We start from the raw sequence: 22,614 nt of genomic DNA on the forward strand, positions 1-22,614 counted from the left end.
GATGATCAAAACAACGCAAAGTATGATGGCTATTCAGCCTTCTGTAATACATGTAAAATTGCACAAAAAAATATTGGAAGGTCTGCGACCTTGGTATTATATTTTCCCAGTGCTTTTCATTATGCTTATATGGATTTATGAGCCACTTATAAGAGCTTTATGGTTATCCTTTTATCAATGGAATTTGCTGCCAACTTCACCAATGATATGGCAAGGGACCAATAATTATGAGCGTGTATTATCTTTGCCAAAAATGTGGAATTCTTTATGGAATACCTTAATTTATATTATTGGATTGCTTCCAATTGCTGTTTTTATCCCTTTAGCTATCGCTCTTTGGACGCATGATCTACCTTCCAAAGCACGCATGATCTACCGTTCATTAATTTTCATTCCAATGATTATTGCTCCGATTGTTGCGGCTTCTGTATGGCGTTGGCTTCTTGATCCAGGTTATGGCATTGTGAATGTGGTCCTGAAAGCTTTTGGTTTTACACCAATACGTTTTTTAAATGATCCTGATTATGCAATTTGGACGATTATTTTCATTACAGGTTGGAAGCTTATTGGTTTTTCAACACTCATATTGTCAGCAGCAAATGCAAATATAAATACTGCACTTATTGAGGCAGCGCGTATGGATGGTGCAACACGATGGCAAATAATTCGAGATATTCGTATCCCACTTTTGTCTTCGACGATATTATTTTTGATTGTAATGACAATTTTATTAGGCGCACAATGGAGTTTTGCGTATATACATGTTTTAACCGGAGGCGGTCCATTGGGGGCGACCACAAATATCTTTTATCTTTTATGGGAATTTGGTTTTGCAAGCTTAGCTGTAGGATGGAGCGCGGCTGCTGCAGTCATGTTGTTTATCGGGTTTGCACTTTTGGCGTTCATTTTGTTTCGACTGATTGACAGGTATTCATTTCATGATAACGCTTAAAACAAACAGTAAATATTTTACAAGTTTAATAATCAATAAACCTAAAAAGGTAACAAAAAAACCTTATAAAATAACAGGTCATATCATTATGGCATTGTTATCTTTCTTATGTGTTTTCCCAATTTATTGGATGGTTGTAACTTCTCTACGCCCAGCGAATGCTGTATTTGATCACTCTATTTGGCCAAGTAGTATTTCTTTAGAAAATTATGCATATGCACTCAATAAGATTCCTGTCGTAAAAATGCTTTTTAACACATTCATCGTATCTACATGTGTGACTATACTACAATTATTAACATCTCTTTTAGCCGCCTATGCATTTTCAATGTGGCGATTTCGTTTTGATAAGATTGTTTATATGCTTATTGCTCTTACCTGGTTGGTGCCGTTTCAAGTTGTGATGATACCCAATTATCTCTTAATAGCACGTTTAGGATTAATCGATAATATATTTGCCTTAATATTACCTAATGCTGCTGCCGCAATAGGTGTTTTGCTTCTTACTCAAGCAATGCGATCTTTTCCAAAAGAAATCGTGGAAGCAGCTCGAATCGATGGTGCAGGAAGTTGGCGTATATTGTGGCAAATTATTACCCCTTCAATGCGCGGAACGATCGCTTCGTTGGCTATATTGATATTTATATCAACTTGGAATGAATTTTTTTGGCCATTACTCATTTCAAGACGTGCAGAAAATAGTGTCATTCAAATTGGGTTACAGATGTTTATGTCCGAAGAGGGAAATTCTTGGGGGCCACTTATGGCCGCATCAACCATGGCCTGTCTTCCCATATTAATTTTATATTTTGTTCTACAAAAACAAGTCGTTAATTCTTTTATGAAATCAGGCATAAGATGAATATTTCACATAATCAACGCCATTTAAAATTTGAATCAGCTTATAATATTCGTGATCTTGGTGGCTATCAGACAGAAAATGGTGATAAAACACAATGGCGCCGTTTTTTGCGTGCGGATGGTTTGCATTTACTGAAAAAAGAAGAATGCACGCGTTTAGTAGAATACGGTGTGTCAACGATCATTGATTTACGCAGCGGTATGGAATTGAAAGAAGCGCCAAACCCATTTTTGTACGACCAACGCGTTATTTATCATAATATTGCTTTATTTGATGAACTCAATCCTATGACTTTAATGACCCAAAAAGATGCGTTACTTGCTTTATATCTTTTGGCTTTGGAAACGAGACAAGCGGCTTTTGTTGATGTTTTTAAAAAAATGCAGCAAGCTCCATCAGGAACAATTTTATTTCATTGTTCTGCTGGTAAAGATCGCACAGGTTTAATTTCAGCTATATTATTATTGATTGCAGGTGTTAATGACCAAACGATCATTGATGATTACGTTTTAACAGGAAAACTTATAAAACCTTTAACTCAATACTTATTGCGCGATAGCGGTTTGCACAATATCCCAAACAGTGATTTTGAACGATTGCTTTTGTGTGAGGAAGAAACAATGGCGCAAACTTTAAGAATAATCAAAGAACGTTATGGCAATATATTTCGTTGGCTTTTGTCCATCGGTCTTACATCAGATGATATCTTAGATTTAAAAAAAAGGCTTTTGTTTTCTTAATAAGGATAAATCTTATGTCGATGCTATCTATCAAAAATGTGATTAAAAAATATCAAAATAAACAAGTTATTCACGCAATAAATATGGAAGTCCCAGCTGGGGCATTTGTGGTGATTGTTGGTCCATCAGGATGCGGAAAATCAACTTTATTACGCATGATCGCCGGCCTTGAAGATATTAGTGAAGGTGAAATAGCCATAGCAGGAAAAACGGTTAATAATTTAGAACCAAACGCTAGAGGCTGTGCTATGGTTTTTCAAAATTATGCTCTTTATCCTCATATGAGTGTCGCGCAAAATATTGCTTATCCTTTAAAAATTTCGGCTATGCCAAAACAAGAACGCATGAATAAGGTCTATGACGCAGCTAAAATTCTTGGTCTCGAAAATTATCTTGATCGGCGTCCTGCACAATTATCTGGTGGCCAAAGACAACGTGTTGCTATGGGACGAGCAATTGTACGCGAGCCGTCTATTTTTCTTTTTGATGAACCACTTTCTAATCTTGATGCAAAATTACGCGTTCAAATGAGAATTGAAATTCGAAAGCTTCATCGTCGACTTGCTGCAACATCAGTTTTTGTTACGCATGATCAAATAGAAGCTATGACATTGGCCGATATTTTGGTGGTGATGAACAAAGGGAAAATTGAACAAATAGGAACACCTTCGCAAATATATAATAAGCCAGCAACGAGTTTTGTCGCCAGTTTTATTGGTTCACCCTCGATGAACTTAATTCGAGCAACATTTGTGAATGATTATAAAGCGCAATTGGATTGTTTGCCTAATACTTCTATTTCCTTGCCTGTTCAAGGCAAGAAAGGACAAAGCATTATGGTCGGCGTTCGACCAGAAGATATTCAACTTGAAAAAGATGAAGGAAAAGGTCTGCCAGTTAAACTTGATCTTGTTGAGGATATGGGTGGTTCAATGACTGGGTATTTTGCATTGGGTGAGCAAGAAATCGCAGCACAACTGCCGAAAAACTTTCAGCCGCGTAACGGACAATTTTCTTTAACGTTACCGCTTTCTGCTATAACGTGTTTTGATTGTCAGACATCGCGTTGTATTGAATAAGATTTATGGTGCGCGCAAAATGACAGCTATTATTATAATGAAAATTGATCCCCAAGATAAAGTCTGCGTACATCAGCATTTGTGACAATATTATCTGGTTGACCATGGGTCAGAACTTGGCCTGCATGAATAATATAAGCACGATCAACAAGCCCTAATGTTTCGCGCACATTATGATCGGTAATTAAAACCCCAATGCCACGGCTTGTCAAATGACGCACCAATTGCTGAATATCTGAAATGGCTATTGGATCAATGCCGGCAAAAGGTTCATCCAACAACATAAAATTTGGCCGTGATGCAAGTGCGCGGGCAATCTCTAAGCGTCTTCTCTCACCACCCGAGAGCGCAATCGCGGCACTTTTGCGTAAATGGGCAATTTTAAATTCTTCTAATAACGCATCAAGTTCTTGAGCGCGTTTATAGCGGTCTTTTTCAACAACTTCTAAAACCGCTTTAATATTATTTTCAACAGATAAGCCACGGAAAATTGACGCTTCTTGAGGCAAATAGCCGATGCCTAAACGAGAACGACGATACATAGGCATAGTGGTGACATCAAATCCATCAATTTCAATAGTACCACTATCCACTTCAACAAGTCCTGTAACCATATAAAAACAGGTGGTTTTACCAGCTCCATTCGGACCCAAAATGCCAACCGCTTCCCCCGCACGCACACCAAAAGAAACGCCATTGACCACCTGGCGTCCACGATAGCTTTTTGTTAAGCCTCTTGCCACTAAGGTGCCTTTTAGACGCTCATTGCGTAAATCATTGGATTCATTTTGATCGCGAGTTTGTTCATTCATTGTATCAGATGGGCTTTGCGACATAAAGCTTAGTTTCCGTTCTGTTCATTACGATTCATAATTATAGAAACCCGACCTTTTTGTCCCGTTGATTTACAGCTTTCAAGAAAGGCTTTTCCTGTATCCATATGTGCGGTTAATTTGCACCCTGTAACAACATTATCACCATCAATTAAAGTGACGGGTTGACCGGTTAGAACCATTTGATTTGCTGGACCATCAAACGTACCAGCATCACCTGTTGCGACTTGTGTGGCTGTTTTTATATAAACTTTGCCCGATGCTTCCATTTTTTCAACACCTGTTGAACCAAGACCACCGCCATTAGAAGCTGAAGCTTGCTGTGCATTATTGCCATCTTTATCGTTTTGAGCATAATGAACGATAAGTTTAGACGTACGCAAGACTCTATCACCTTGTACAACTGAAACATTGCCAGTAAAAATGGCAATACCTTCTTTATCACGCATTTCCAAATTATCTGCGTTTAATTCTACAGGCTCTTTGCCACCAGAAAGATTTACACCAAAATCGGTTTGTTGTGCATGGGCATTTGCACCAAAGGCTCCAAAACATGCCATTGTCATCACAATAAATGTGCGTAATTTATAATGTAAATGTTTTAATGCCATTTTTTCCTCAATTCATCTATTACTTGCTTTTATAGAGCTTTGTCTTAATCAACAAGCCTTTTTGAAAACTATGTTCTATTGGCTTTTTATATTTATTGTAAAACTTGTTTATTGATCGGTATTATCAATAATGAGATGTACACCGCCACCAAAAAATATTACTTGTCCATTTTCGCGCACTTGCATAATATTTGCTTTTAATCTTTGTCCTGTGCGTTGAATATCGACTGGATCATTGGTGTTCACCTGACTTGTTGCTAAATTAACATCTGCAGAGGCAAGTTTTGCAATCATACCATCATTCGTCTTAACAACAAATGGTTTATTGAGTTGCAATCTCCCGTTAATATTATCATAAAAACCACCTTCTGCTTCAACGAAGGCTTGCCCACGCTCGCCTAAAGGAAGTTCTGCAGTAATATTTTGTAATTCAATCACACCAGATTGTGAAGGATTTTGAATGGCTTTTTCTGCTTTTAAAGAATAAGGCTTATTAGCGCTTGTATAACCTTCCAATTGGGGATCTGTCATTGTAAGGCGTCCATCAGAATTTTGTTCGTCATTTAAAACAACAAGCTCAACTGATCCAGGTGCGGATAAAAACGTGAACCATGAAAAAATCAGAGCAATGATAAGAGCTGCAATAGGCAAAATAATTTTTAAAACACGGACACGTATTGAGTGACGACGGGCGGCATTAAAAGTCGCATCTGTTTTATAATTAGCCGAAAAAATTTCTGAACTTGTGCTCATTCTAATTCCAATAAAAGTTATAACTGATAAACAATCTTATTTGTTTTTTTAAAAGTGCTCTAGTTGCCATTATGTTTGATAAAAATAAATGTCCTTTATTGCTTTTAATACCTCAAGGCGTCATTTTACTTTTAATTTAATTCGCGTTTTTAAAAAAACATAAAATATAATCAATTGCGTTCATAAAACTCACTTTAATTTCAAATTACAATTTTAAAACTTTATTTTCTAACGAGCTAAACAAGAAAAAAGAATGAGATTTCATAAATTGCTTATGAAATAAGGCATAACTTAAAATTCTAAACACTTTTGATATTTCATTTTCATATGGTGTTTTTCTCATAAAACCAAAACAAAAATACGGCAATTTGCTGGTTTTTTTTAAAAAAAGTTTTTTTTAAAGGACTTTTTGATACAATATCATTGACGAAGGGACGTCAAAAGTGAATAAGCAATTGAATAAATAGATCATTTGCGTCACTGTGCGTTCAATGTTAATCAAGTATAAAGCACACTTGATCCATGTAAGATTATGAAGACAGATAATTGAAAATAACTTTTAAAAGATATTTTTTAATCATGACGATGGATATTATGGTCTTAATCAAAAAAATGTTGTAAAAAAATTCTGACGACGTATGAGTAAGATTGAAAGACGATCAATTGATTGTATGGTTTAAAATTGGAGGCTGTTTTGATTAAATCGGAACTTGTAGAAATCATTGCCAATCGTAATCCCCATCTTTTTCAGCGTGATGTTGAAAATATTGTTGGTGCCGTCTTTGAAGAAATTTCTGCAGCCCTTGCTGAAGGAAATCGCGTGGAACTTCGAGGATTTGGTGCATTTTCGGTTAAAAATCGTCCTGCACGCAATGGACGCAATCCACGCACGGGTGAAGCGGTGAGCGTTGATGAAAAATGGGTCCCTTTTTTTAAAACAGGCAAAGAATTACGTGACCGCTTAAACGGAAAATAGTTTATGAGTGCCAAACGCATTATAGCCTTAATTATTTTGATTCCTATTGCGGTAATTCTCATCGCTTTTATTGTGGCTAACCGCCAAATTGTGGCTTTAACTTTCAATCCTTTTCAACCTGGGTCAGAAGGACTTACTTTCTACGCTCCACTTTTTGTTTGGCTTTTTAGTTTCTTTATTATAGGCATATTGATTGGCGGTTTGACCGTTTGGTTTACCCAACATCGTTTTCGAAAAGCTTTGAAAGATACACAAACAGAACTTCAAGGTTTGAAATTGGATATTGCCAAAAAAAGTGAGCATTATATTCCATAAAATTTTAATATGTTTTAAAGAGTTTTCAAAAATGCATTCATTTCATGATAAAGTGATCTGATTAAATGCTAATATATAAAGATGAGATAATTAAAAAAACAATCCAGACTGGAAAACCCAGACCGTGAAAACTCCATTTAAAAAAAACAGTTTAAAAAAAACGCGTGAAAACACAACGCGAAAAGCAAAAATTCAAAAAAATAAAAAAACAACTGATTATGAACCAGTCAGTCATACTGTAACGAAAATAAGAGTGCAAAAACATCACCAGACGCGTAGTAAAAAAAACAATGCGCCGACACAAGACAGTCAGTGCACTATTCAAAAAAATAAAAAAGCAGAAGGGGGCGTATACAATAATAATGATCCTAGGTCTTTCCCTCTCATGCAGCAAGTTTTCCAGCCAAGGCTAAGTGGTACACGTCCAAGTGAACATGTCCCTTTCATTATGGAAACGGGCTATAGTGATGATTATGCTCTTATTGATAGCGGCAATGGGTTGAAATTAGAACGTTATGGGTCTTTAAAAATAATTCGTCCAGAAGGACAAGCTTTGTGGCAGCCAGCACTAAATGCACAAGACTGGAACGATGTTGATGCTATATTTACTGGCAATACTGATGAAGAAGGTATGGGCAGATGGCATTTTCCCAAGCAAGCTTTGGGGGAAACTTGGCCGCTTTCCTGGCAAGGCCTTCATTATCTTGGCCGTTTTACATCTTTTCGTCATGTGGGTGTTTTTCCTGAACAAGATGCGCATTGGCGTTATATTGAAAAAGTGATTGCTAAAGCCAACCGCCCTATAAATGTTCTTAATTTATTTGGCTATACAGGGCTTGCTACACTCATTGCTGCTCGCGCTGGCGCCCATGTTACCCATGTTGATGCTTCTAAAAAAGCCATTTTATGGGCGAAAGAAAATCAAGAAACGGCGAATTTAAGTGATTATCCCATTCGCTGGATTTGCGATGATGCTATGAAATTTGTGGAACGTGAAGGACGTAGAGGCAAAAATTATGATCTTATTTTGCTTGATCCTCCCGCTTATGGGCGTGGGCCTCATGGCGAGGTCTGGCAATTATTTGATCATTTGCCTAATATGGTCACTCATTGTCGGATGCTTTTATCTGCCAATTCAATTGGTGTCATTTTAACGGCTTATTCAATCCGTTCGTCTTTTTATGCGATTCATGAATTGATGCGTGATGCCTTTACTGGGCTTGGTGGATGTGTTGAATCGGGTGAACTCATCATTCGTGAGGAAACAGCAAAACGCGCGCTTTCAACTTCTCTATTTAGCCGTTGGATTTTATCATAATGACAGTAAAACGCACAGGTCAAGTTAAAGAAATTACCTCACTTGGTAATCCCATCATAAAAGATATTAAAGCACTGTCACAAAAGAAAAATCGTGATCGGGAGCGAGTGTTTCTTGCAGAAGGATTAAAGCTTGTCATTGATGCTTTAGAACTTGGTTGGACAATTCGTACTCTAATTTTTGCCAAAAGCGGTCTTGGTCATCCTTTAATTGAAAAAACCGCGGCACGCACCGTTGCAGCAGGTGGATTGGTTATTGAAGCATCACAAAAAATTATGGAATCCATTACTCGGCGTGATAATCCTCAAGTGGTTATTGGTGTATTTGAACAAAAATGGCATTCCACGCTTGATCTGCATGTGTGTGATAGTGATGTTTTTGTTGCGCTTGAGCGCATACGCGATCCGGGTAATCTAGGAACCATTATTCGCACTTCTGATGCGGTGGGGGCTAAAGGACTTATTCTTATTGGTGAGACGACGGACCCTTATTCTCTTGAAACAGTGCGTGCAACAATGGGATCGATATTTGCCTTGCCGCTTTATAAATTGAGCACTGGAGATTTTGATGAACTTAAGAAAAAATTTTCAAAAGTGCCATCGGGTCGAGTTGTTGGGACACATCTCAAAGGTGCAGTCGATTATCGTTTGGCTGATTTTAAACATGGCCCGACGCTTTTGATCATGGGCAATGAACAACAAGGTTTAAGTGATGATTTAAGTAAAAATTGTGATCAATTGGTACGTATTCCGCAGGAAGGACGGGCTGATTCACTCAATTTGGCTGTTGCAACTGGAATTATGCTTTATGAAATTCGACGCCATGCATTGACGCTTGAGACGCGTGAGGGACAATTATGAAACATAAATCTGGATATTTTTTAATTTTAGGTGTGATTATTCTTGTCGGGCTTGATCAGGCTGTAAAATATTGGGTGGTTCAAACATTGAATTTAGGCGAAGAGATTGCTCTTTTACCTTTTCTTTCTCTTTATCATGCACGTAATCCCGGCATTGCCTTTTCAATGCTCGCATCTTTTTCAGATTGGGGACTTATCATTCTTACTTTTTTGATTATTGGCTTTGTTTTATGGCTTTGGAAAAACGCTGATTTAAATAAATCGCTTGCGCGGTTTGGGTATATGTTTGTTATTGGAGGAGCGATTGGTAATGTGATCGATCGGATACGTTTTCATTATGTGATTGATTATATCTCTTTTCATATACCCAATGTTTTTTATTTTGCGATTTTTAATCTTGCGGATGCATTTATAACAATTGGTGCCATTGCCATTATTTTAGATGAAGTCACACATTGGCTAAAAGAAAAGCGCGCAAATTAATCATAGAAAACGAAATTATTTTACTTATTTAAAATGACTAACCATTATTTGTCTTTCACTATATCTAAAGGTTATGTTTTCTGATCGTTTATTAAAATGATCGCCTTATTTTCTAAGGCTTATATCCGCTATAAACACAAGATTTTTTAATGGGAACCAAGATGTTTATCATTCATTAAACATGACCTAAGCTAATTGTGTATTGCCTTAAAAAAATCACCTTATTGTCATTGTCGTGCAACAAGTTGCGCCTAGATTATGCATAATCGCTGATAATTTTCATAAAATACGCGAATAACCCATGGGTCTATTGTTTGAAGGAGCCATAAAATGACTGTTGACGCACGTACACTGCTAAATCGCGCTTTTGATAAAAGAGCTTTGGTGCAAGATTCTGCATTTTTGGCAACACTTGGTGTCCTTGAAGCACGTCTTGTCAAGAATTTTGATGGGTTAGATAAAGTTGGACGTGCATTGGCAATGCGCGGTCAATCGGATCAATTGCATATGAAACATGATAAAAATGGTTTATCTGATCACGATCACTTTATTGTCGTGACGTTGAAAGAACGGCCAGATGAAACGCTTGCCTTATGCCGCTTGAGCCTTTCTGAACGTTTGAATGTGAGCGAAAACTTTAAAACTGCTGGACTTGTGGGGGATTTTGAAGTCCAAGTGAATCAAAAAGAACCTTGTTTTTTAACGATTTCACCATTTGAATTTACAGAAACATTGAAAGTCCATCGCGCTCAAGCTTTATTATGGCACGCAATTGCACAGTATTGCGCGCTTTATGATGTCGATTATGTTGTAGGCAGTTTGGCTTTTAATAGTCGCTATCCTGCAGCATATGCTTTAGAACTTTCCTATCTTTATCATTTTTGCCGTGCACAATCTGGTTTGCGGGCTATGGCAAAAAATGGTGTGACGATGGATATCATGCCACAAGAAGCGATAAAACCACATGAGGCTTTTTCCGCATTACCACCAACATTGCGTTATTGCTTGCGTCTTGGTGCAAAAGTAAGTGAAAATGCTATTGTTGATGCTTTGAATAATCAGACACGTATTTTTTTGCTTTTTCCAGCACGTACCATGCGCCCTTAAAGAATTGGCTCATAAGTTGATGTTTTAGCGTTATTTTGTAAAAGCTTTACAAAATTAGACCTTACTCATAAGGCATAGGATTATTTTTTTGCTAAAATGGTCTAAGGAATTGTTTGAGAAAAAAAGCCGCAGAAAATAAGAATATTTTCAAGGCGGCTTAATACAGTTGCCGACATAAATTTTTATAACTTAAGGACAAAGCAGCTTCAATCTCCTTTATCGAAAAAACAAAAAGAGGATATATCATCCTCTTTCCACTTTCTTCGTCGTTTTTTTGTGTGTTACTTTTTTATTTATTGCGGTTGATTATGCCCCTTCATTAAAATGAAGTGATCTTAAGTCTCAATAATATATTTATAAAATGATTGATAAATCGTAATCAATCACCCATTTTCAAAGCACTGATAAAGGCTTCTTGAGGTATTTCAACCTTCCCAAATTGACGCATACGTTTTTTACCTTCTTTTTGCTTTTCTAAAAGTTTGCGTTTGCGGCTTACGTCACCACCATAACATTTAGCTGTTACATCTTTGCGTAGAGCACGAATAGTTTCGCGCGCAATAATTTTACCCCCAATGGCCGCCTGAATAGGAATTTGAAACATATGCTGTGGGATAAGATCTTTTAATTTTTCACACATTAAACGTCCACGCTTTTCGGCCGCAGTGCGATGAACAAGAATGGAAAGCGCATCTACAGCTTCAGCATTGACAAGAATAGACATTTTAACAAGATCACCTTCACGGTAGTTTGTTATTTGGTAATCAAATGAGGCATAACCTTTTGAAATAGACTTTAAACGGTCATAAAAATCAAAAACGACCTCATTGAGCGGCAAATCATAGGTCACCATTGCTCGTGTTCCAACATAAGACAGATCAACTTGGATGCCACGCCGGTCTTGACAAAGTTTTAAAATAGCACCCAAATAATCATCAGGGGTCATGATGGTGGCTCGTATCCATGGCTCTTCAATAGAAGCGATTTTAACACTATCAGGCATGTCGGCAGGATTGTGCAGTTCTTTAACCGCCCCGTCTGTCATATTCATACGATAGACGACCGAAGGCGCTGTGGCGATAAGATCAAGGTTAAACTCACGCTCAAGCCGCTCTTGGATAATTTCAAGGTGTAATAGTCCTAAAAAACCGCATCGAAAACCAAAACCTAAGGCTGCGGACGTTTCCATTTCAAAGGAAAAACTTGCATCATTTAAGCGCAGTTTACCCATAGCAGCCCGTAAATCTTCAAAATCAGCGGCATCAACAGGAAATAACCCACAAAAAACAACAGGCTGCGCAGGTTTAAAACCAGGTAATGCGCTGTCACAAGGACGGCGTTCTTCAGTTATGGTATCACCAACGCGTGTATCGGCTACTTCCTTAATAGAGGCGGTGATGAAGCCGATTTCTCCTGGCCCTAATGCGTCCATAGCCACCATTTTAGGTGTAAATACACCGACCCTTTCAACTGGATACTTGGCATTTGTACCAAGCATTCTTATGGTTTGCCCTTTTTTTAAAATACCATCAATCACGCGCACCAATACAATAACACCTAAATAAGCGTCATACCAGCTATCAACCAACATAGCTTTAAGCGGTTTAGAAATGTCCCCTTCTTGCGGTGAAGGCAATTGATCAACAATTGCATCAAGAACACGATCAATTCCCATGCCCGTTTTGGCAGAAATTTCTACGGCATTGGTCGCATCAATACCGATAACCTCTTCAATTTGTTCTTTTACTCGTTCTGGCTCGGCAGCAGGAAGATCCACTTTATTTAAAACAACAATCAACTCGTGATTATTATCTATGGCTTGATAAACATTGGCCAGAGTTTGTGCTTCCACGCCCTGTGAGGCATCAACCACCAATAAAGAACCTTCACAGGCTGAAAGTGAGCGCGACACTTCATAAGCAAAATCCACATGCCCTGGTGTGTCAATGAGATTAAGAACGTAAGTTTCACCATTTTTCGCTTTATAGTGCAGACGTACAGTTTGTGCTTTAATGGTAATGCCACGTTCGCGTTCAATATCCATTGAGTCGAGAACTTGATCTTTCATCTCGCGCATATCAAGGCCACCGGTCATTTGAATAAGCCGGTCTGCTAAGGTTGATTTTCCATGGTCAATATGCGCCACGATAGAAAAATTACGGATATGGTCTCGATCTATTGTCATAGTTAAGCGATTTAGCAAGGAACGCGCCTAAACGCAAAGCAGAAATTGCTTTTTGAGTATAAATCATCACACAATTATTGAATTAACAAAATACCAAGCTCAGATCCACTTCATTTTAATGAAAGAGCACAATAGGTGCTAAACAGCAAAAAAATATGAGGAAGACAGTGAAAGCGGATGATATATCCTCTTGTTGGTTTCTTCGATAAAGGAGATTGAAGCCTTTTTTATTCTATGGATATAGGAAATTATGTCAATGTTTCATTGTCTTAATCAGGAAGGAGTTTTTTGGCACATTTTGTTGGCGCTGGAGTGAGACGCGTGTGAAACCATGGCGGAAAGGGAAAAACCTTAAAACTATGTTTTTTATCTTCACACGCATTCTTTTGATTAAGCATATACACATCAAAACGCATCAAAAAATCTCTTTCGATTGTCGTTGGCATTGGTATAAGAAGTGTTTACAGATTTGTTCTCTGGATAAACCTTGTTTTCATATCCTTGCCTTTTTGGTACATTCCATGCAGGATCTTGGCTCCAATCATGGGCTTTTCTTAAACTTTGATATTCGCGCTTGTGATAAATAGTATCATTTCGACTTTTACCAGTTTTACTTTCTATCACATGCTTTTCACCAACATAACTGTTATTTTGGGTGCGATTTTTTTGAATTTGATGATTATAAACGTGACGATTCAAATTGCTTTGATCGGGATCAACATAGTTATAATTATCTAAAACTGCGCGTAAATCATTAGCTTTTTCATCAGGTACGCGTAACACTAAAAGGGTTGAACCTTTTGTTACTGCATCACGATAAAACTGTGCTTGGTTTTGATCAACTCCTGCTTTAGACATAACCTCTGACATATTGCCCGCAAATGCTCCAAGTGCGCCACCTGCTGCACCTCCTCCAAAAATGGCTGCAAGCCAGCCAAGAGTATCAACAGGAGTAACCGCGGGTATGGACATAAGGGCCAGACCACCAGCGATACCAGCAAACACACCAATAATGGCACCTTTTAACACTCCATGTGTTTTATCTCCCTCAACGAGCAATTCACTCGCTTTCTTATCATTATTTTGTGTGATGAAACTTATATCAGATTGTTTACATTTATTGGCGATGAGGGCTGCAAAAGCCTTTTCTGCCTCAAAACGATCATCAAACAACGCATTCACGATTTGCATGGCTTTTCCTTTCTTGTTCTTTTTGTGGAAAAGCACGATATTCACTTTTGTTCCTCATGATTTTAGAAAACATAAAAGCGATGCTGAATACGCAATATAAATTTTTATAAAGTTCCATTTTCACAAAAAAATAGTGACGTTGAACATCATCATTTGTGATTCATAGATTAGTGTTTATGAGCATTGTTGAATATGAAATTTTTGGCGTGAAAAAGATGCGTTGAAAACTCCCAAGATCAGTTTAAAGAATACGATCTTTATTATTTTTAATTCATACTCATGTGTTTTTTTTAATAATAACAGTATGATGCAAGACGTTATAATGAATAGTTCAATCCTCTTATCTATGATTGAGCATAGTTGAAATAATGATCATTTTTTTTAAAATATATTCTTATGAGGCATGTAATGAATAGTCGTAATTTTTAATTATAATTTATAATTATCAAATGATTTCGTGTTCAACATTTAGTTTTTGCTTTGTTTTCTGCGCCATTTAGAAGGTTGCAATTCAGCAACTAAAATACCGATAAGAATAAATAAGGCACCTAAAAGGGCTATCACAGGTAGGCGTTCACCTGCTATACGACCAAAAACACCTGCCCATACAGGTTCTCCTGCATAAATAATGGTGGCACGTGTGGGAGAAACGGATTTTTGTGCCCAATTCATAGTGAATTGGATCAAAGCACTGGCAATAGCAAGACTAAGACCTGCACTTAACCAAATCCATGAAAATTCAGGAATTCCTTCACCATTTAATGGCATAAAGGCAAAAGCCAATAAACCTGCACATAAAAGTTGTACTACAGTAACACGACGACTATCGACATGAGCTGCGTAAAAACCAATCAGCAATATTTCACCGGCAATAGCCACTGCACCTAGAAGTGTAAGAACAACACCTGTGGAAAGACCTAAACCTTCAGCACCATGTCCTGAAATCAACATTAATCCTATAAAAGCCAAAGCAGCACCAATCCAACTGCTTAAACCAGGTGATTTTTTAAAAACGATCCATTGCAAGAGAGGAACCATAGGGACATAAACTGCGGTGATAAAGGCTGATTGTGTTGCTGTAATGGTTTGAAGACCTGCAGTTTGCAAACTATAACCAAGAAAAATAGCAATACCAATCATGGCACCTGCAATAATGTCGTTACGTGTGATATCCTTCATTTTGCGCCAAAACAAAACTGCACATAAAACTCCCGCAGAAACAAAGCGCAAACCAACGAAAAACAAAGGTCCACTATGGCGCATAGCCAAATGGATAATAAGAAAGGTTGCCCCCCAAACAATCGTGATGATGATAAGAGACAATTCTTGTTTAGTAAACCAAAGATGTTTTTGCGGCGGCGCTTGTTCCATCAAATATTTTCCTATTTCGGTGCTTCATTATCATAAACTTGAAGACATTTAGAAGCGAGAGCCTTTGTCTGGTGTCATTTAGCATAATTCATGTAGTTTTGCAGAAAAACAGCACTTGAGGGTGCACAATAATCAACATAAAGTGGTAAATGATCGATTTTTGGAGTTGTTTTGGATGTCTGATCGCGAGATAAAGAGGTTTTCATAACAAAATTTGTTTCGTAGAAACATGCTTTTTCATCAATGAGAACAGTGGTCATGCCTAAATTTTTGCTTATAGCAAGATTGGACATGTTGTCTTCCACCATGACTGTTTCACGTGGATCAATGGCAAAATGGTTTAAAAAAAGTGCATAAGTTTCCGGAAAAGGCTTGGGCAATAAATTGGCAGCATTGATGTCAAATATTCCATCAAAAACATTATCAAGACCAAGATGCGCTAGACTTCGCAAAGCATGCCCATGATCCCCATTCGTAAAAACATATTTACGTGCCGAAATGTTTAACAGAGCCTCATGGAGAATCTTGTCATGCTTTAATACAGAATAATCAAGAGTATGGACGTCATGAAGATACTCAGCGACATTGACCCCATGATTTTTGCGCAAACCATTAAGAGCGCCGCCATAATCATTACGAAATAAGCGACGTAATTTTGCGACTTCCTCATCATTGGAAAGTTTTAAATGCTTTTTAATATAAGCACTAATGCGTTGATCAATTTCTTTCGAAAGACCTGTACTGCGTGCATAAAGCGTGTCATCCAGATCAAAAACCCAGACTTTTGCATTGTATAGTTGAGTTATAATTTCTTTCTTCATTGAAGATGCTTTACGTATTCTATTTATTTTTTCTTTTGCCGCTTTATCAAATTTTCATCATAAAAAGATTATAAATCATTAAAAATAAGCTTGCAATTATAAGTCAGAGGCACGAAAATCTTAATTGTATTAAAACACAATGAAAACAAATTTTTAACATCATGTGACGACGATTGTCGTTTCGGGTTTAATACATTGCGCGTATTGATATCTTATGGCACAAGTAATGTACCAGCACCTCTTTCAGTAAAAAGTTCTAACAACACAGAATGGGCTGTTTTGCCATTTAAAATAACCACACCTTCCACGCCGCGTTGGATCGCTTGAATACAGGTTTCAACCTTTGGAATCATTCCGCCTGAAATAACTCCTTGTTGAATAAGTTTTTGTGCATCAGTGACGGTGAGCTGTTTTATTAAAGCGCCTTTTTGATCCAAAACACCTGCGACATCGGTTAAAAAAAGCAATCGCTTAGCGGCTAAAGCACCAGCAATGGCACCAGCAAACGTATCAGCATTGATATTATAAGTTTTTCCATCGCGTCCGGGAGCCACGGGTGCGATAACAGGGATCATTTCGGAACGTGCCAAAAGATCAAGCAAAGTGCGATCAACGTCTACAGGTTCACCGACGTAACCAAGATCAAGGATACGTTCAATATGAGAATCAGGATCAATGATTGTTTTGCGTGCTTTTTCAGCAAAAACCATATTACCGTCTTTGCCACAAAGGCCAATTGCCCATTCTCCTTCGGCATTGATCATTGCGACAATTTCTTTATTGATGGATCCTGCTAAAACCATTTCCACCACTTCGACTGTTTTTTCGTCTGTTACGCGAAGTCCACCTTCAAATTTTGATTCAATGCCCATTTTTTGCAAGGCTTTAGCAATTTGTGGACCACCACCATGCACAACAATGGGATTAATGCCAGATTGCTTAATGAGAGCAATATCACGGGCAAAAGCTCGTCCAAGCTCCATATCGCCCATAGCATGGCCACCATATTTAACAACGACCGTTTTATTTTCATATTTTTGCATATAGGGCAGAGCCGCTGATAATAAAGCTGCCTGCTTTTCAGCAAGATCGGCCGCAGCCGTAATTTCAGCATGTTCTAATGTCTGCTCTTTCATCAACGGATCTCCTCAAATATGCTTATCATCTTTTACTGCAACTTATGCTTTATGAAAACAGCTTTATGCGATTATTTATTTTTCGCTTTTTGACCCTTTAAAGCTTAATTTTCTAAAACGAACATATGATAGGATTATGTGGTGATAAAAGGCTTATAAATTTGCAAATTTTATGAAGATGAGACAAATTTTTTTATCGGTGTGCATCTATAAAAATAATGATGAAAGTCTTCGATTCAAAACCACTTTATTTAACAAAAGCAGTGTGATTTGACGCCGTATAATAAAATGGTTTTTTGCTTTATTTAGTGTTTTAAAAATTCAAAGATATTTTTAAAGCTGTTCACGCAGTCTTGAAAAGTAAAAGCAAGATTGTAGCTTTTCTTCACCAAGACGTGAAAATAATACTCTTAAAACTTGTTATCATGCGCTACCGAATGAAAGGTTCATTTGTGGGAGTTATAAAATGGTTGAAAAAACAAGAAGAGATTTCTTTACTACCGCGGGGCTTGCCTTTGCAGGTTCTGTTGCATTGGCAAATGGTGCATTTGCTGAAACCCGCCCTGAAAGGCCTAATATTAGCAGAGCTGCTGGCATTGGTGGTGATGATCCGGGTTCCCATGATCCATTGCGCGATAGAGAAAATCCTGATTTATTAAACCCACCTGCTACTGATTCAGGCACATTGCCTAATTTAAAATTTTCATTTTCTGATGCGCATGTACGCCAACAATCAGGCGGTTGGACACGTCAGGTTACTCATCGTGAACTTGGTATCGCTACAACCATTGCTGGCGTTGATATGCGTTTGAATAGTGCGGGTATTCGCGAACTACATTGGCATAAGGAAGCGGAATGGTCAGTTATGACATACGGACGCGCGCGTATAACTATGATTGATCCACAAGGGCGCTGGTTTGTCAAAGTGGTTGAACAGGGTGATTTATGGTATTTCCCAGCAGGTTACCCCCATTCCATTCAAGGATTGGGCCCTGATGGATGTGAATTTCTATTGGCTTTTGATGATGGGGATTTTGATGAAGACAGTACGTTTTTGCTCAGCGATTGGTTCAAACATGTACCACCTGAAGTTTTGGCAAAAAATTTTGGCGTCAGCATTGATGATATTCGTCCAACGCCCTCTCCCGATGAAGAATATATTTTTGCAGGTACTGATGTTGATGAAAAAGCTCCGTTAACTTTTACACGAGAGAAAACGCCGTTTGAATATTCTTATCAATTATTGGAAGAAGAACCGATTCAAATAGATGGTGGTCGTATTTGGATTGCTGATTCACACAATTTTAAAGTTGCAAAAACAATTGCTGCTGCTCTTGTTGAGCTCGAACCCGGTGCGATGCGTGAACTGCATTGGCATCCTAATAACGATGAATGGCAGTATTATTTGCAAGGCGAAGGTCGCATGGGTGTTTTTGCTGCAAAAGGTCAGGCACGAACTTTTGATTTTAGAGCGGGTGATGTGGGATATGTTCCTTTCGCTATGGGGCATTATGTTCAAAATACGGGTGATAAGCCTTTGCGTTTTTTTGAATTGTTTAAAAGTGATTATTATGCAGATGTTTCACTCAAACAGTGGTTGGCATTAACACCACAGCAATTGGTTCAAGATCATCTTAAACTTGGTCCCAACTTTATGGACACACTGAAAGACGAAGATAAAACTCCTATCGTTAAATAAAATAACTGTTATGACACTGTCGGAAAAAGCATGAGCTAATTTTCGACAGTTTCTTTAAAGTGTTGTTTTGATATAAATATTTTTTTAAATAACTTTAAATATTTGTATATTATATGTTTTAGCGGTTATAGTCTTCATAATAAATATAATTATTGTGCAAGGCGTGCAATCACATGGTCAAGCACAATGCGCCCTTTAGGAGTGGCGCGAAGATGCGCATTTCCAACAGCTTCAATGAGCCCCTCATCCGTTAATTTTTGTATTCGATCTCTTTGTAAAGCAGGTGCCCCCAAAGCTTCATAACGGGAAAGATCAAGCCCTTCATAAAGACGAAGCCCCATAAGCAGCATTTCATCTGATTGCTGAAGTAATGTTAAAGATTCAGTTTCAACGATTCCATGTCCTTGGTTTTCAACGTGATTGAGCCATGTTTCAGGGTGTTTTTCTGTTATGGTTACAAGACGTTTTCTTGTTTGATTGAGTGAAGCAGTGGTCATGACTTCACTTTGAGGAATGAAGCGTCCATGAGCTCCAGGCCCTACACCAACATATTCATGATAGCGCCAATAAAGAAGATTATGACGTGAATGCGCACCATACGCCGCATGATTAGAAATTTCATAAGCAGGCAAACCGTTTAAAGCCGTTACTTCTTGGGTAAGAGCGTAAAGGTCCGCGGCAAGTTCTGCTTCGGGCATGATGAGTTTTCCATTTTCAAAAAGACGATGAAAAATCGTACCTTCCTCAATTGTAAGTTGATAAAGCGACAAATGATCGGCAGCAAGATCAATCGCACGTAAAAGTTCATTTTTCCAATTTGATAAGGATTGATGAGGTCGAGCATAAATCAAATCAAAGGATAGTCGAGGGAAAATTTGCCGCGCAAGTTTTATCGCATAAAGTGCTTGTTGGACATTATGCAAACGTCCTAATTTTTTTAATGAATCATCATCTAAAGCTTGTACGCCAAGAGATAAACGGTTGACACCTGCGGCCCGATATCCATGAAAGCGATCTGCTTCTACACTTGATGGATTGGCTTCCATGGTGATTTCAGCATCATTTTCTAAGGGCCAAAAATGATCAATTGTTTTTAAAATAGCATCAAGAGTGTGCGGCTCCATTAATGAAGGTGTGCCGCCACCAAAAAAAACAGATGTTACACGGCGACGCCCTGTTTTTTCATACATATGCGCAATTTCTCGGCGAAACCCTTCCACAAAGCGCGGTTGATCCACACCTTGCATACGCACATGGGAATTAAAATCACAATAAGGGCATTTGGCCGCGCAAAATGGCCAATGCACATAAACACCAAAAGGTTCTTCTAAAAGGGGGTCATCGCTAAAGGATTCTGATTTCAAAAAGTCAGCTCCAAAATTGAGGCTTAAAAATATATCATCGCAAAGGTTAGATCATATATTAAACTGACCTTAAGGTGATAAAGTTTTGAGTAATATAGTATTTATGTCTTTGCCAAAAGAGTTTCTGCAAAAAGTTTAAACGCACGGGCTCTATGTGAAAGTGCCTGTTTATCGCCAGGTTTCCAACTATGTTTTTCTTCAGCACTCATTTCACCAAATGTTTTTTGATAACCTTTAGGTAAAAACATCGGGTCAAAACCAAAACCGTCTTGCCCTAAAGGAGGCCAAACCATTGTGCCTTCAACTTCACCGCGGAAATATTCTGCATGCCCATCAGGCCATGCAAGACATAAAACACTGATAAAACGTCCACCGCGTTGGTTTGCTTTAATGGCACCACGCGCGCGCATTTCATCTTCAACTTTTTGCATAGCTTTCACAAAATCTCGATGACCATCTGCTTGTGTAGCCCAATCCGCTGTATAAACACCTGGTGCCCCATCAAGTGCATCAACGCACAAGCCAGAGTCATCAGAAAGAGCAGGTAACTCCGTCAATTGTGCTGCGCTTAAAGCCTTAATATAAGCATTTTCTTCAAAAGTGGTGCCTGTCTCTTCAGGTTCAGCTAAGCCTAATGCGCCAGCTGATTGTGTTTTAAAACCAAACGGAGCAATAAGATCGGCGATTTCACGCAATTTTCCATCATTGTGCGTTGCAACGATTAAATCTCTTCCACTCAATATTCTCATTTTTAATCCTTCACCATTCTTGTAAGGTTAGATTGATTATCGCTTAGAGAAAGATTTTTTATTTCAAATTATGAATTTAAAAAATGTTTAAAAAGGGCGATGATGCATCTCATTATTGCATTAGCGGATTTCGATAAAAGATCATAGTGCAATTGCGATAATTGAAAAATCATATTTGCATATTTCGAAAAAATACGAAAATTCTAATCATAAATTATCGTATAATTGTCTTATGATCTAGTTTCAGGATCTATAAATTTGATAGAGTCCATTTTTGGTGGTTTGTGTTTCATTGGTTCGAGGGAGGATTGACCAATGAATGATTTAGTTTTGTTGAGCGAAAATCAGATGGCACGGATATCACCCTTTTCCAACTTTCTCACGGAGTTTTTCGTGTTGATAACCAGTGTGGTGACAGCAGTATTGTCTATGTCATTAAGCATGGTCTGCAATGCAAAGATGCACCTGTTGGCTATGGTCGGCATAAAACACTCTATAAACGTTTTATCCGCTGGAGCCGAATGGGTGTGTTTGACCGCATCTTTACAGCCCTTGCTGGGCAAGACCCAAAGCCTCAACGTATCACGATTGATGCCACACATCTCAAGGCACACCGCACGGCAGCACGCCTCTTAAAAAGGGGATGTTCCCCGCCACATCGGGCGCACGAAAGGTAGCTTGAGCTCAAAACGGCATACAGTCTGCAATCAAGATAGAAAGCCCATATGCCGGCTTTGATCAGAAGGACAGATGAGTGACTATAAGGGTGCCGCTCTTCTGTTGCCGGTTCTGCCAGATACACACGAACTCGTAATCGACCGGGGTTATGATGCAGACTGATTCCGTCAGGCATTGTTTGACAGAAACATCAACGCCTGTATTCCTCCAAGAAAGGGAAGGAACACGCATATCCACTTTGAAAGACACCTCTATAGGTACCGCCATAAGATTGAGAAGCTATTGGCAAAATTTAAGGACTGGCGTTGCATTGCAACACACTATGACCGATGCGCACATACATTCTTCTCGGCTATTTGCATCGCCGCTACCCTCATCTTCTATCTTAATGAGAATGTGTCATGAGCCTAGCAGTTTAACGCTTACAATGATGATTGTTTTTACAATAGTATATAGATTGAGCGTATGAATGTTATTTCAAAGCTTTTAATGAGATTTTTGTTTTAGATCATATGATTAGGCTTTAAAAAGA

20 protein-coding genes and 2 pseudogenes are annotated in these 22,614 nt (G+C 38.2%); 12 read left to right on the top strand and 10 right to left on the bottom strand.

The annotated features are described in order from the left end of the window. Positions 1 to 121 precede the first annotated feature (121 nt). Genes ME5_RS01855 through ME5_RS01870 form a run of 4 tightly spaced genes read left to right on the top strand, consistent with a single transcriptional unit; the run spans position 122 to position 3,633 of the window. Positions 122 to 952, top strand: a complete 831-nt coding sequence (locus tag ME5_RS01855; protein ID WP_245256474.1) for a carbohydrate ABC transporter permease — start codon at positions 122 to 124, stop codon at positions 950 to 952. After that, positions 939 to 1,814: a carbohydrate ABC transporter permease gene (locus ME5_RS01860; RefSeq protein ID WP_008037919.1), complete on the top strand. Its 876-nt coding sequence runs from the start codon at positions 939 to 941 to the stop codon at positions 1,812 to 1,814. Before ME5_RS01855 ends, ME5_RS01860 begins: the two co-directional genes overlap by 14 nt. Further along, a complete protein-coding gene (locus ME5_RS01865; RefSeq protein WP_008037921.1) occupies positions 1,811 to 2,554 on the top strand; it encodes a tyrosine-protein phosphatase in 744 nt (247 codons plus the stop codon). The genes ME5_RS01860 and ME5_RS01865 overlap by 4 nt, the downstream gene beginning before the upstream one ends. A gap of 14 nt (positions 2,555 to 2,568) precedes the next feature. Beyond that, entirely contained in the window at positions 2,569 to 3,633 is a 1,065-nt protein-coding gene (locus ME5_RS01870) for an ABC transporter ATP-binding protein (protein WP_008037923.1), read from the top strand. A 32-nt stretch (positions 3,634 to 3,665) separates the two neighbouring features. On the opposite strand, the pseudogene lptB reads toward ME5_RS01870, so the two are convergent. From lptB to lptC, 3 genes and pseudogenes are all read right to left on the bottom strand, one after another. Then, positions 3,666 to 4,397 (bottom strand): annotated as a pseudogene (gene lptB, locus ME5_RS01875) (LPS export ABC transporter ATP-binding protein); the annotation flags it as partial. A gap of 77 nt (positions 4,398 to 4,474) precedes the next feature. Next, a complete protein-coding gene (locus ME5_RS01880; RefSeq protein ID WP_008037927.1) occupies positions 4,475 to 5,077 on the bottom strand; it encodes an LptA/OstA family protein in 603 nt (200 codons plus the stop codon). Positions 5,078 to 5,185: 108 nt separating this feature from the next. After that, on the bottom strand, positions 5,186 to 5,830 hold the full coding sequence (gene lptC / locus ME5_RS01885; protein ID WP_008037928.1) for an LPS export ABC transporter periplasmic protein LptC: 645 nt from the start codon (positions 5,828 to 5,830) through the stop codon (positions 5,186 to 5,188). A 694-nt stretch (positions 5,831 to 6,524) separates the two neighbouring features. On the opposite strand from lptC, the gene ME5_RS01890 reads away from it, so the two are divergent. The 6 genes from ME5_RS01890 (at position 6,525) to ME5_RS01915 (ending at position 10,888) form a co-directional block, all read left to right on the top strand. Next, positions 6,525 to 6,806: an integration host factor subunit beta gene (locus tag ME5_RS01890; RefSeq protein ID WP_008037929.1), complete on the top strand. Its 282-nt coding sequence runs from the start codon at positions 6,525 to 6,527 to the stop codon at positions 6,804 to 6,806. A 3-nt stretch (positions 6,807 to 6,809) separates the two neighbouring features. Then, positions 6,810 to 7,121, top strand: coding sequence for a lipopolysaccharide assembly protein LapA domain-containing protein (locus tag ME5_RS01895; protein WP_008037930.1), 312 nt, complete (start codon positions 6,810 to 6,812; stop codon positions 7,119 to 7,121). Positions 7,122 to 7,506: 385 nt separating this feature from the next. Next, positions 7,507 to 8,439, top strand: coding sequence for an RsmD family RNA methyltransferase (locus ME5_RS01900; protein ID WP_035000397.1), 933 nt, complete (start codon positions 7,507 to 7,509; stop codon positions 8,437 to 8,439). Continuing rightward, on the top strand, positions 8,439 to 9,299 hold the full coding sequence (locus ME5_RS01905) for a TrmH family RNA methyltransferase (RefSeq protein ID WP_008037932.1): 861 nt from the start codon (positions 8,439 to 8,441) through the stop codon (positions 9,297 to 9,299). The genes ME5_RS01900 and ME5_RS01905 overlap by 1 nt, the downstream gene beginning before the upstream one ends. Then, the gene (gene lspA / locus ME5_RS01910; protein WP_008037933.1) at positions 9,296 to 9,781 is read left to right on the top strand and encodes a signal peptidase II; all 486 of its coding nucleotides are present in this window, start codon (positions 9,296 to 9,298) and stop codon (positions 9,779 to 9,781) included. The genes ME5_RS01905 and lspA overlap by 4 nt, the downstream gene beginning before the upstream one ends. Positions 9,782 to 10,111: 330 nt before the next feature. After that, positions 10,112 to 10,888, top strand: coding sequence for a hypothetical protein (locus ME5_RS01915; protein WP_008037934.1), 777 nt, complete (start codon positions 10,112 to 10,114; stop codon positions 10,886 to 10,888). A gap of 379 nt (positions 10,889 to 11,267) precedes the next feature. Here ME5_RS01915 and lepA read toward each other — a convergent pair whose 3' ends face one another. The 5 genes from lepA to argB form a co-directional block, all read right to left on the bottom strand. Continuing rightward, positions 11,268 to 13,073 (bottom strand): translation elongation factor 4, encoded by a 1,806-nt coding sequence (gene lepA / locus ME5_RS01920; RefSeq protein WP_035000349.1) that lies wholly within the window; start codon positions 13,071 to 13,073, stop codon positions 11,268 to 11,270. A 405-nt stretch (positions 13,074 to 13,478) separates the two neighbouring features. Then, entirely contained in the window at positions 13,479 to 14,264 is a 786-nt protein-coding gene (locus ME5_RS01925) for a hypothetical protein (protein WP_008037936.1), read from the bottom strand. A 468-nt stretch (positions 14,265 to 14,732) separates the two neighbouring features. Then, positions 14,733 to 15,635 (bottom strand): DMT family transporter, encoded by a 903-nt coding sequence (locus ME5_RS01930; RefSeq protein WP_008037937.1) that lies wholly within the window; start codon positions 15,633 to 15,635, stop codon positions 14,733 to 14,735. Positions 15,636 to 15,709: 74 nt separating this feature from the next. After that, positions 15,710 to 16,456, bottom strand: coding sequence for a pyrimidine 5'-nucleotidase (locus ME5_RS01935; protein WP_008037938.1), 747 nt, complete (start codon positions 16,454 to 16,456; stop codon positions 15,710 to 15,712). A 212-nt stretch (positions 16,457 to 16,668) separates the two neighbouring features. Next, positions 16,669 to 17,592 (bottom strand): acetylglutamate kinase, encoded by a 924-nt coding sequence (gene argB, locus ME5_RS01940; protein ID WP_008037939.1) that lies wholly within the window; start codon positions 17,590 to 17,592, stop codon positions 16,669 to 16,671. 466 nt (positions 17,593 to 18,058) lie between these two features. On the opposite strand from argB, the gene ME5_RS01945 reads away from it, so the two are divergent. Continuing rightward, positions 18,059 to 19,291 (top strand): cupin domain-containing protein, encoded by a 1,233-nt coding sequence (locus ME5_RS01945; RefSeq protein WP_008037940.1) that lies wholly within the window; start codon positions 18,059 to 18,061, stop codon positions 19,289 to 19,291. 149 nt (positions 19,292 to 19,440) lie between these two features. Here ME5_RS01945 and hemW read toward each other — a convergent pair whose 3' ends face one another. Further along, the gene (gene hemW / locus ME5_RS01950) at positions 19,441 to 20,655 is read right to left on the bottom strand and encodes a radical SAM family heme chaperone HemW (protein WP_008037941.1); all 1,215 of its coding nucleotides are present in this window, start codon (positions 20,653 to 20,655) and stop codon (positions 19,441 to 19,443) included. 101 nt (positions 20,656 to 20,756) lie between these two features. Next, a complete protein-coding gene (gene rdgB / locus ME5_RS01955) occupies positions 20,757 to 21,404 on the bottom strand; it encodes an RdgB/HAM1 family non-canonical purine NTP pyrophosphatase (RefSeq protein WP_008037942.1) in 648 nt (215 codons plus the stop codon). A gap of 315 nt (positions 21,405 to 21,719) precedes the next feature. Between rdgB and ME5_RS10465 the strand changes: the two are divergent. Further along, a pseudogene (locus tag ME5_RS10465) lies at positions 21,720 to 22,487 on the top strand (IS5 family transposase). Positions 22,488 to 22,614 lie beyond the last annotated feature (127 nt).

This window comes from Bartonella tamiae Th239, assembly GCF_000278275.1.
Lineage (GTDB): Bacteria > Pseudomonadota > Alphaproteobacteria > Rhizobiales > Rhizobiaceae > Bartonella > Bartonella tamiae.

Excerpts from the sequence above, each read along its gene's own strand:
- ME5_RS01855 (WP_245256474.1), top strand. The coding sequence starts at position 122 with ATGCTTATATGGATTTATGAGCCACTTATAAGAGCTTTATGGTTATCC.
- ME5_RS01860 (WP_008037919.1), top strand. The coding sequence starts at position 939 with ATGATAACGCTTAAAACAAACAGTAAATATTTTACAAGTTTAATAATC.
- ME5_RS01865 (WP_008037921.1), top strand. The coding sequence starts at position 1,811 with ATGAATATTTCACATAATCAACGCCATTTAAAATTTGAATCAGCTTAT.
- ME5_RS01870 (WP_008037923.1), top strand. The coding sequence starts at position 2,569 with ATGTCGATGCTATCTATCAAAAATGTGATTAAAAAATATCAAAATAAA.
- ME5_RS01880 (WP_008037927.1), bottom strand. The coding sequence starts at position 5,077 with ATGGCATTAAAACATTTACATTATAAATTACGCACATTTATTGTGATG.
- lptC (WP_008037928.1), bottom strand. The coding sequence starts at position 5,830 with ATGAGCACAAGTTCAGAAATTTTTTCGGCTAATTATAAAACAGATGCG.
- ME5_RS01895 (WP_008037930.1), top strand. The coding sequence starts at position 6,810 with ATGAGTGCCAAACGCATTATAGCCTTAATTATTTTGATTCCTATTGCG.
- ME5_RS01900 (WP_035000397.1), top strand. The coding sequence starts at position 7,507 with ATGCAGCAAGTTTTCCAGCCAAGGCTAAGTGGTACACGTCCAAGTGAA.
- ME5_RS01905 (WP_008037932.1), top strand. The coding sequence starts at position 8,439 with ATGACAGTAAAACGCACAGGTCAAGTTAAAGAAATTACCTCACTTGGT.
- lspA (WP_008037933.1), top strand. The coding sequence starts at position 9,296 with ATGAAACATAAATCTGGATATTTTTTAATTTTAGGTGTGATTATTCTT.
- ME5_RS01915 (WP_008037934.1), top strand. The coding sequence starts at position 10,112 with ATGACTGTTGACGCACGTACACTGCTAAATCGCGCTTTTGATAAAAGA.
- lepA (WP_035000349.1), bottom strand. The coding sequence starts at position 13,073 with ATGACAATAGATCGAGACCATATCCGTAATTTTTCTATCGTGGCGCAT.
- ME5_RS01925 (WP_008037936.1), bottom strand. The coding sequence starts at position 14,264 with ATGCAAATCGTGAATGCGTTGTTTGATGATCGTTTTGAGGCAGAAAAG.
- ME5_RS01930 (WP_008037937.1), bottom strand. The coding sequence starts at position 15,635 with ATGGAACAAGCGCCGCCGCAAAAACATCTTTGGTTTACTAAACAAGAA.
- ME5_RS01935 (WP_008037938.1), bottom strand. The coding sequence starts at position 16,456 with ATGAAGAAAGAAATTATAACTCAACTATACAATGCAAAAGTCTGGGTT.
- argB (WP_008037939.1), bottom strand. The coding sequence starts at position 17,592 with ATGAAAGAGCAGACATTAGAACATGCTGAAATTACGGCTGCGGCCGAT.
- ME5_RS01945 (WP_008037940.1), top strand. The coding sequence starts at position 18,059 with ATGGTTGAAAAAACAAGAAGAGATTTCTTTACTACCGCGGGGCTTGCC.
- rdgB (WP_008037942.1), bottom strand. The coding sequence starts at position 21,404 with ATGAGAATATTGAGTGGAAGAGATTTAATCGTTGCAACGCACAATGAT.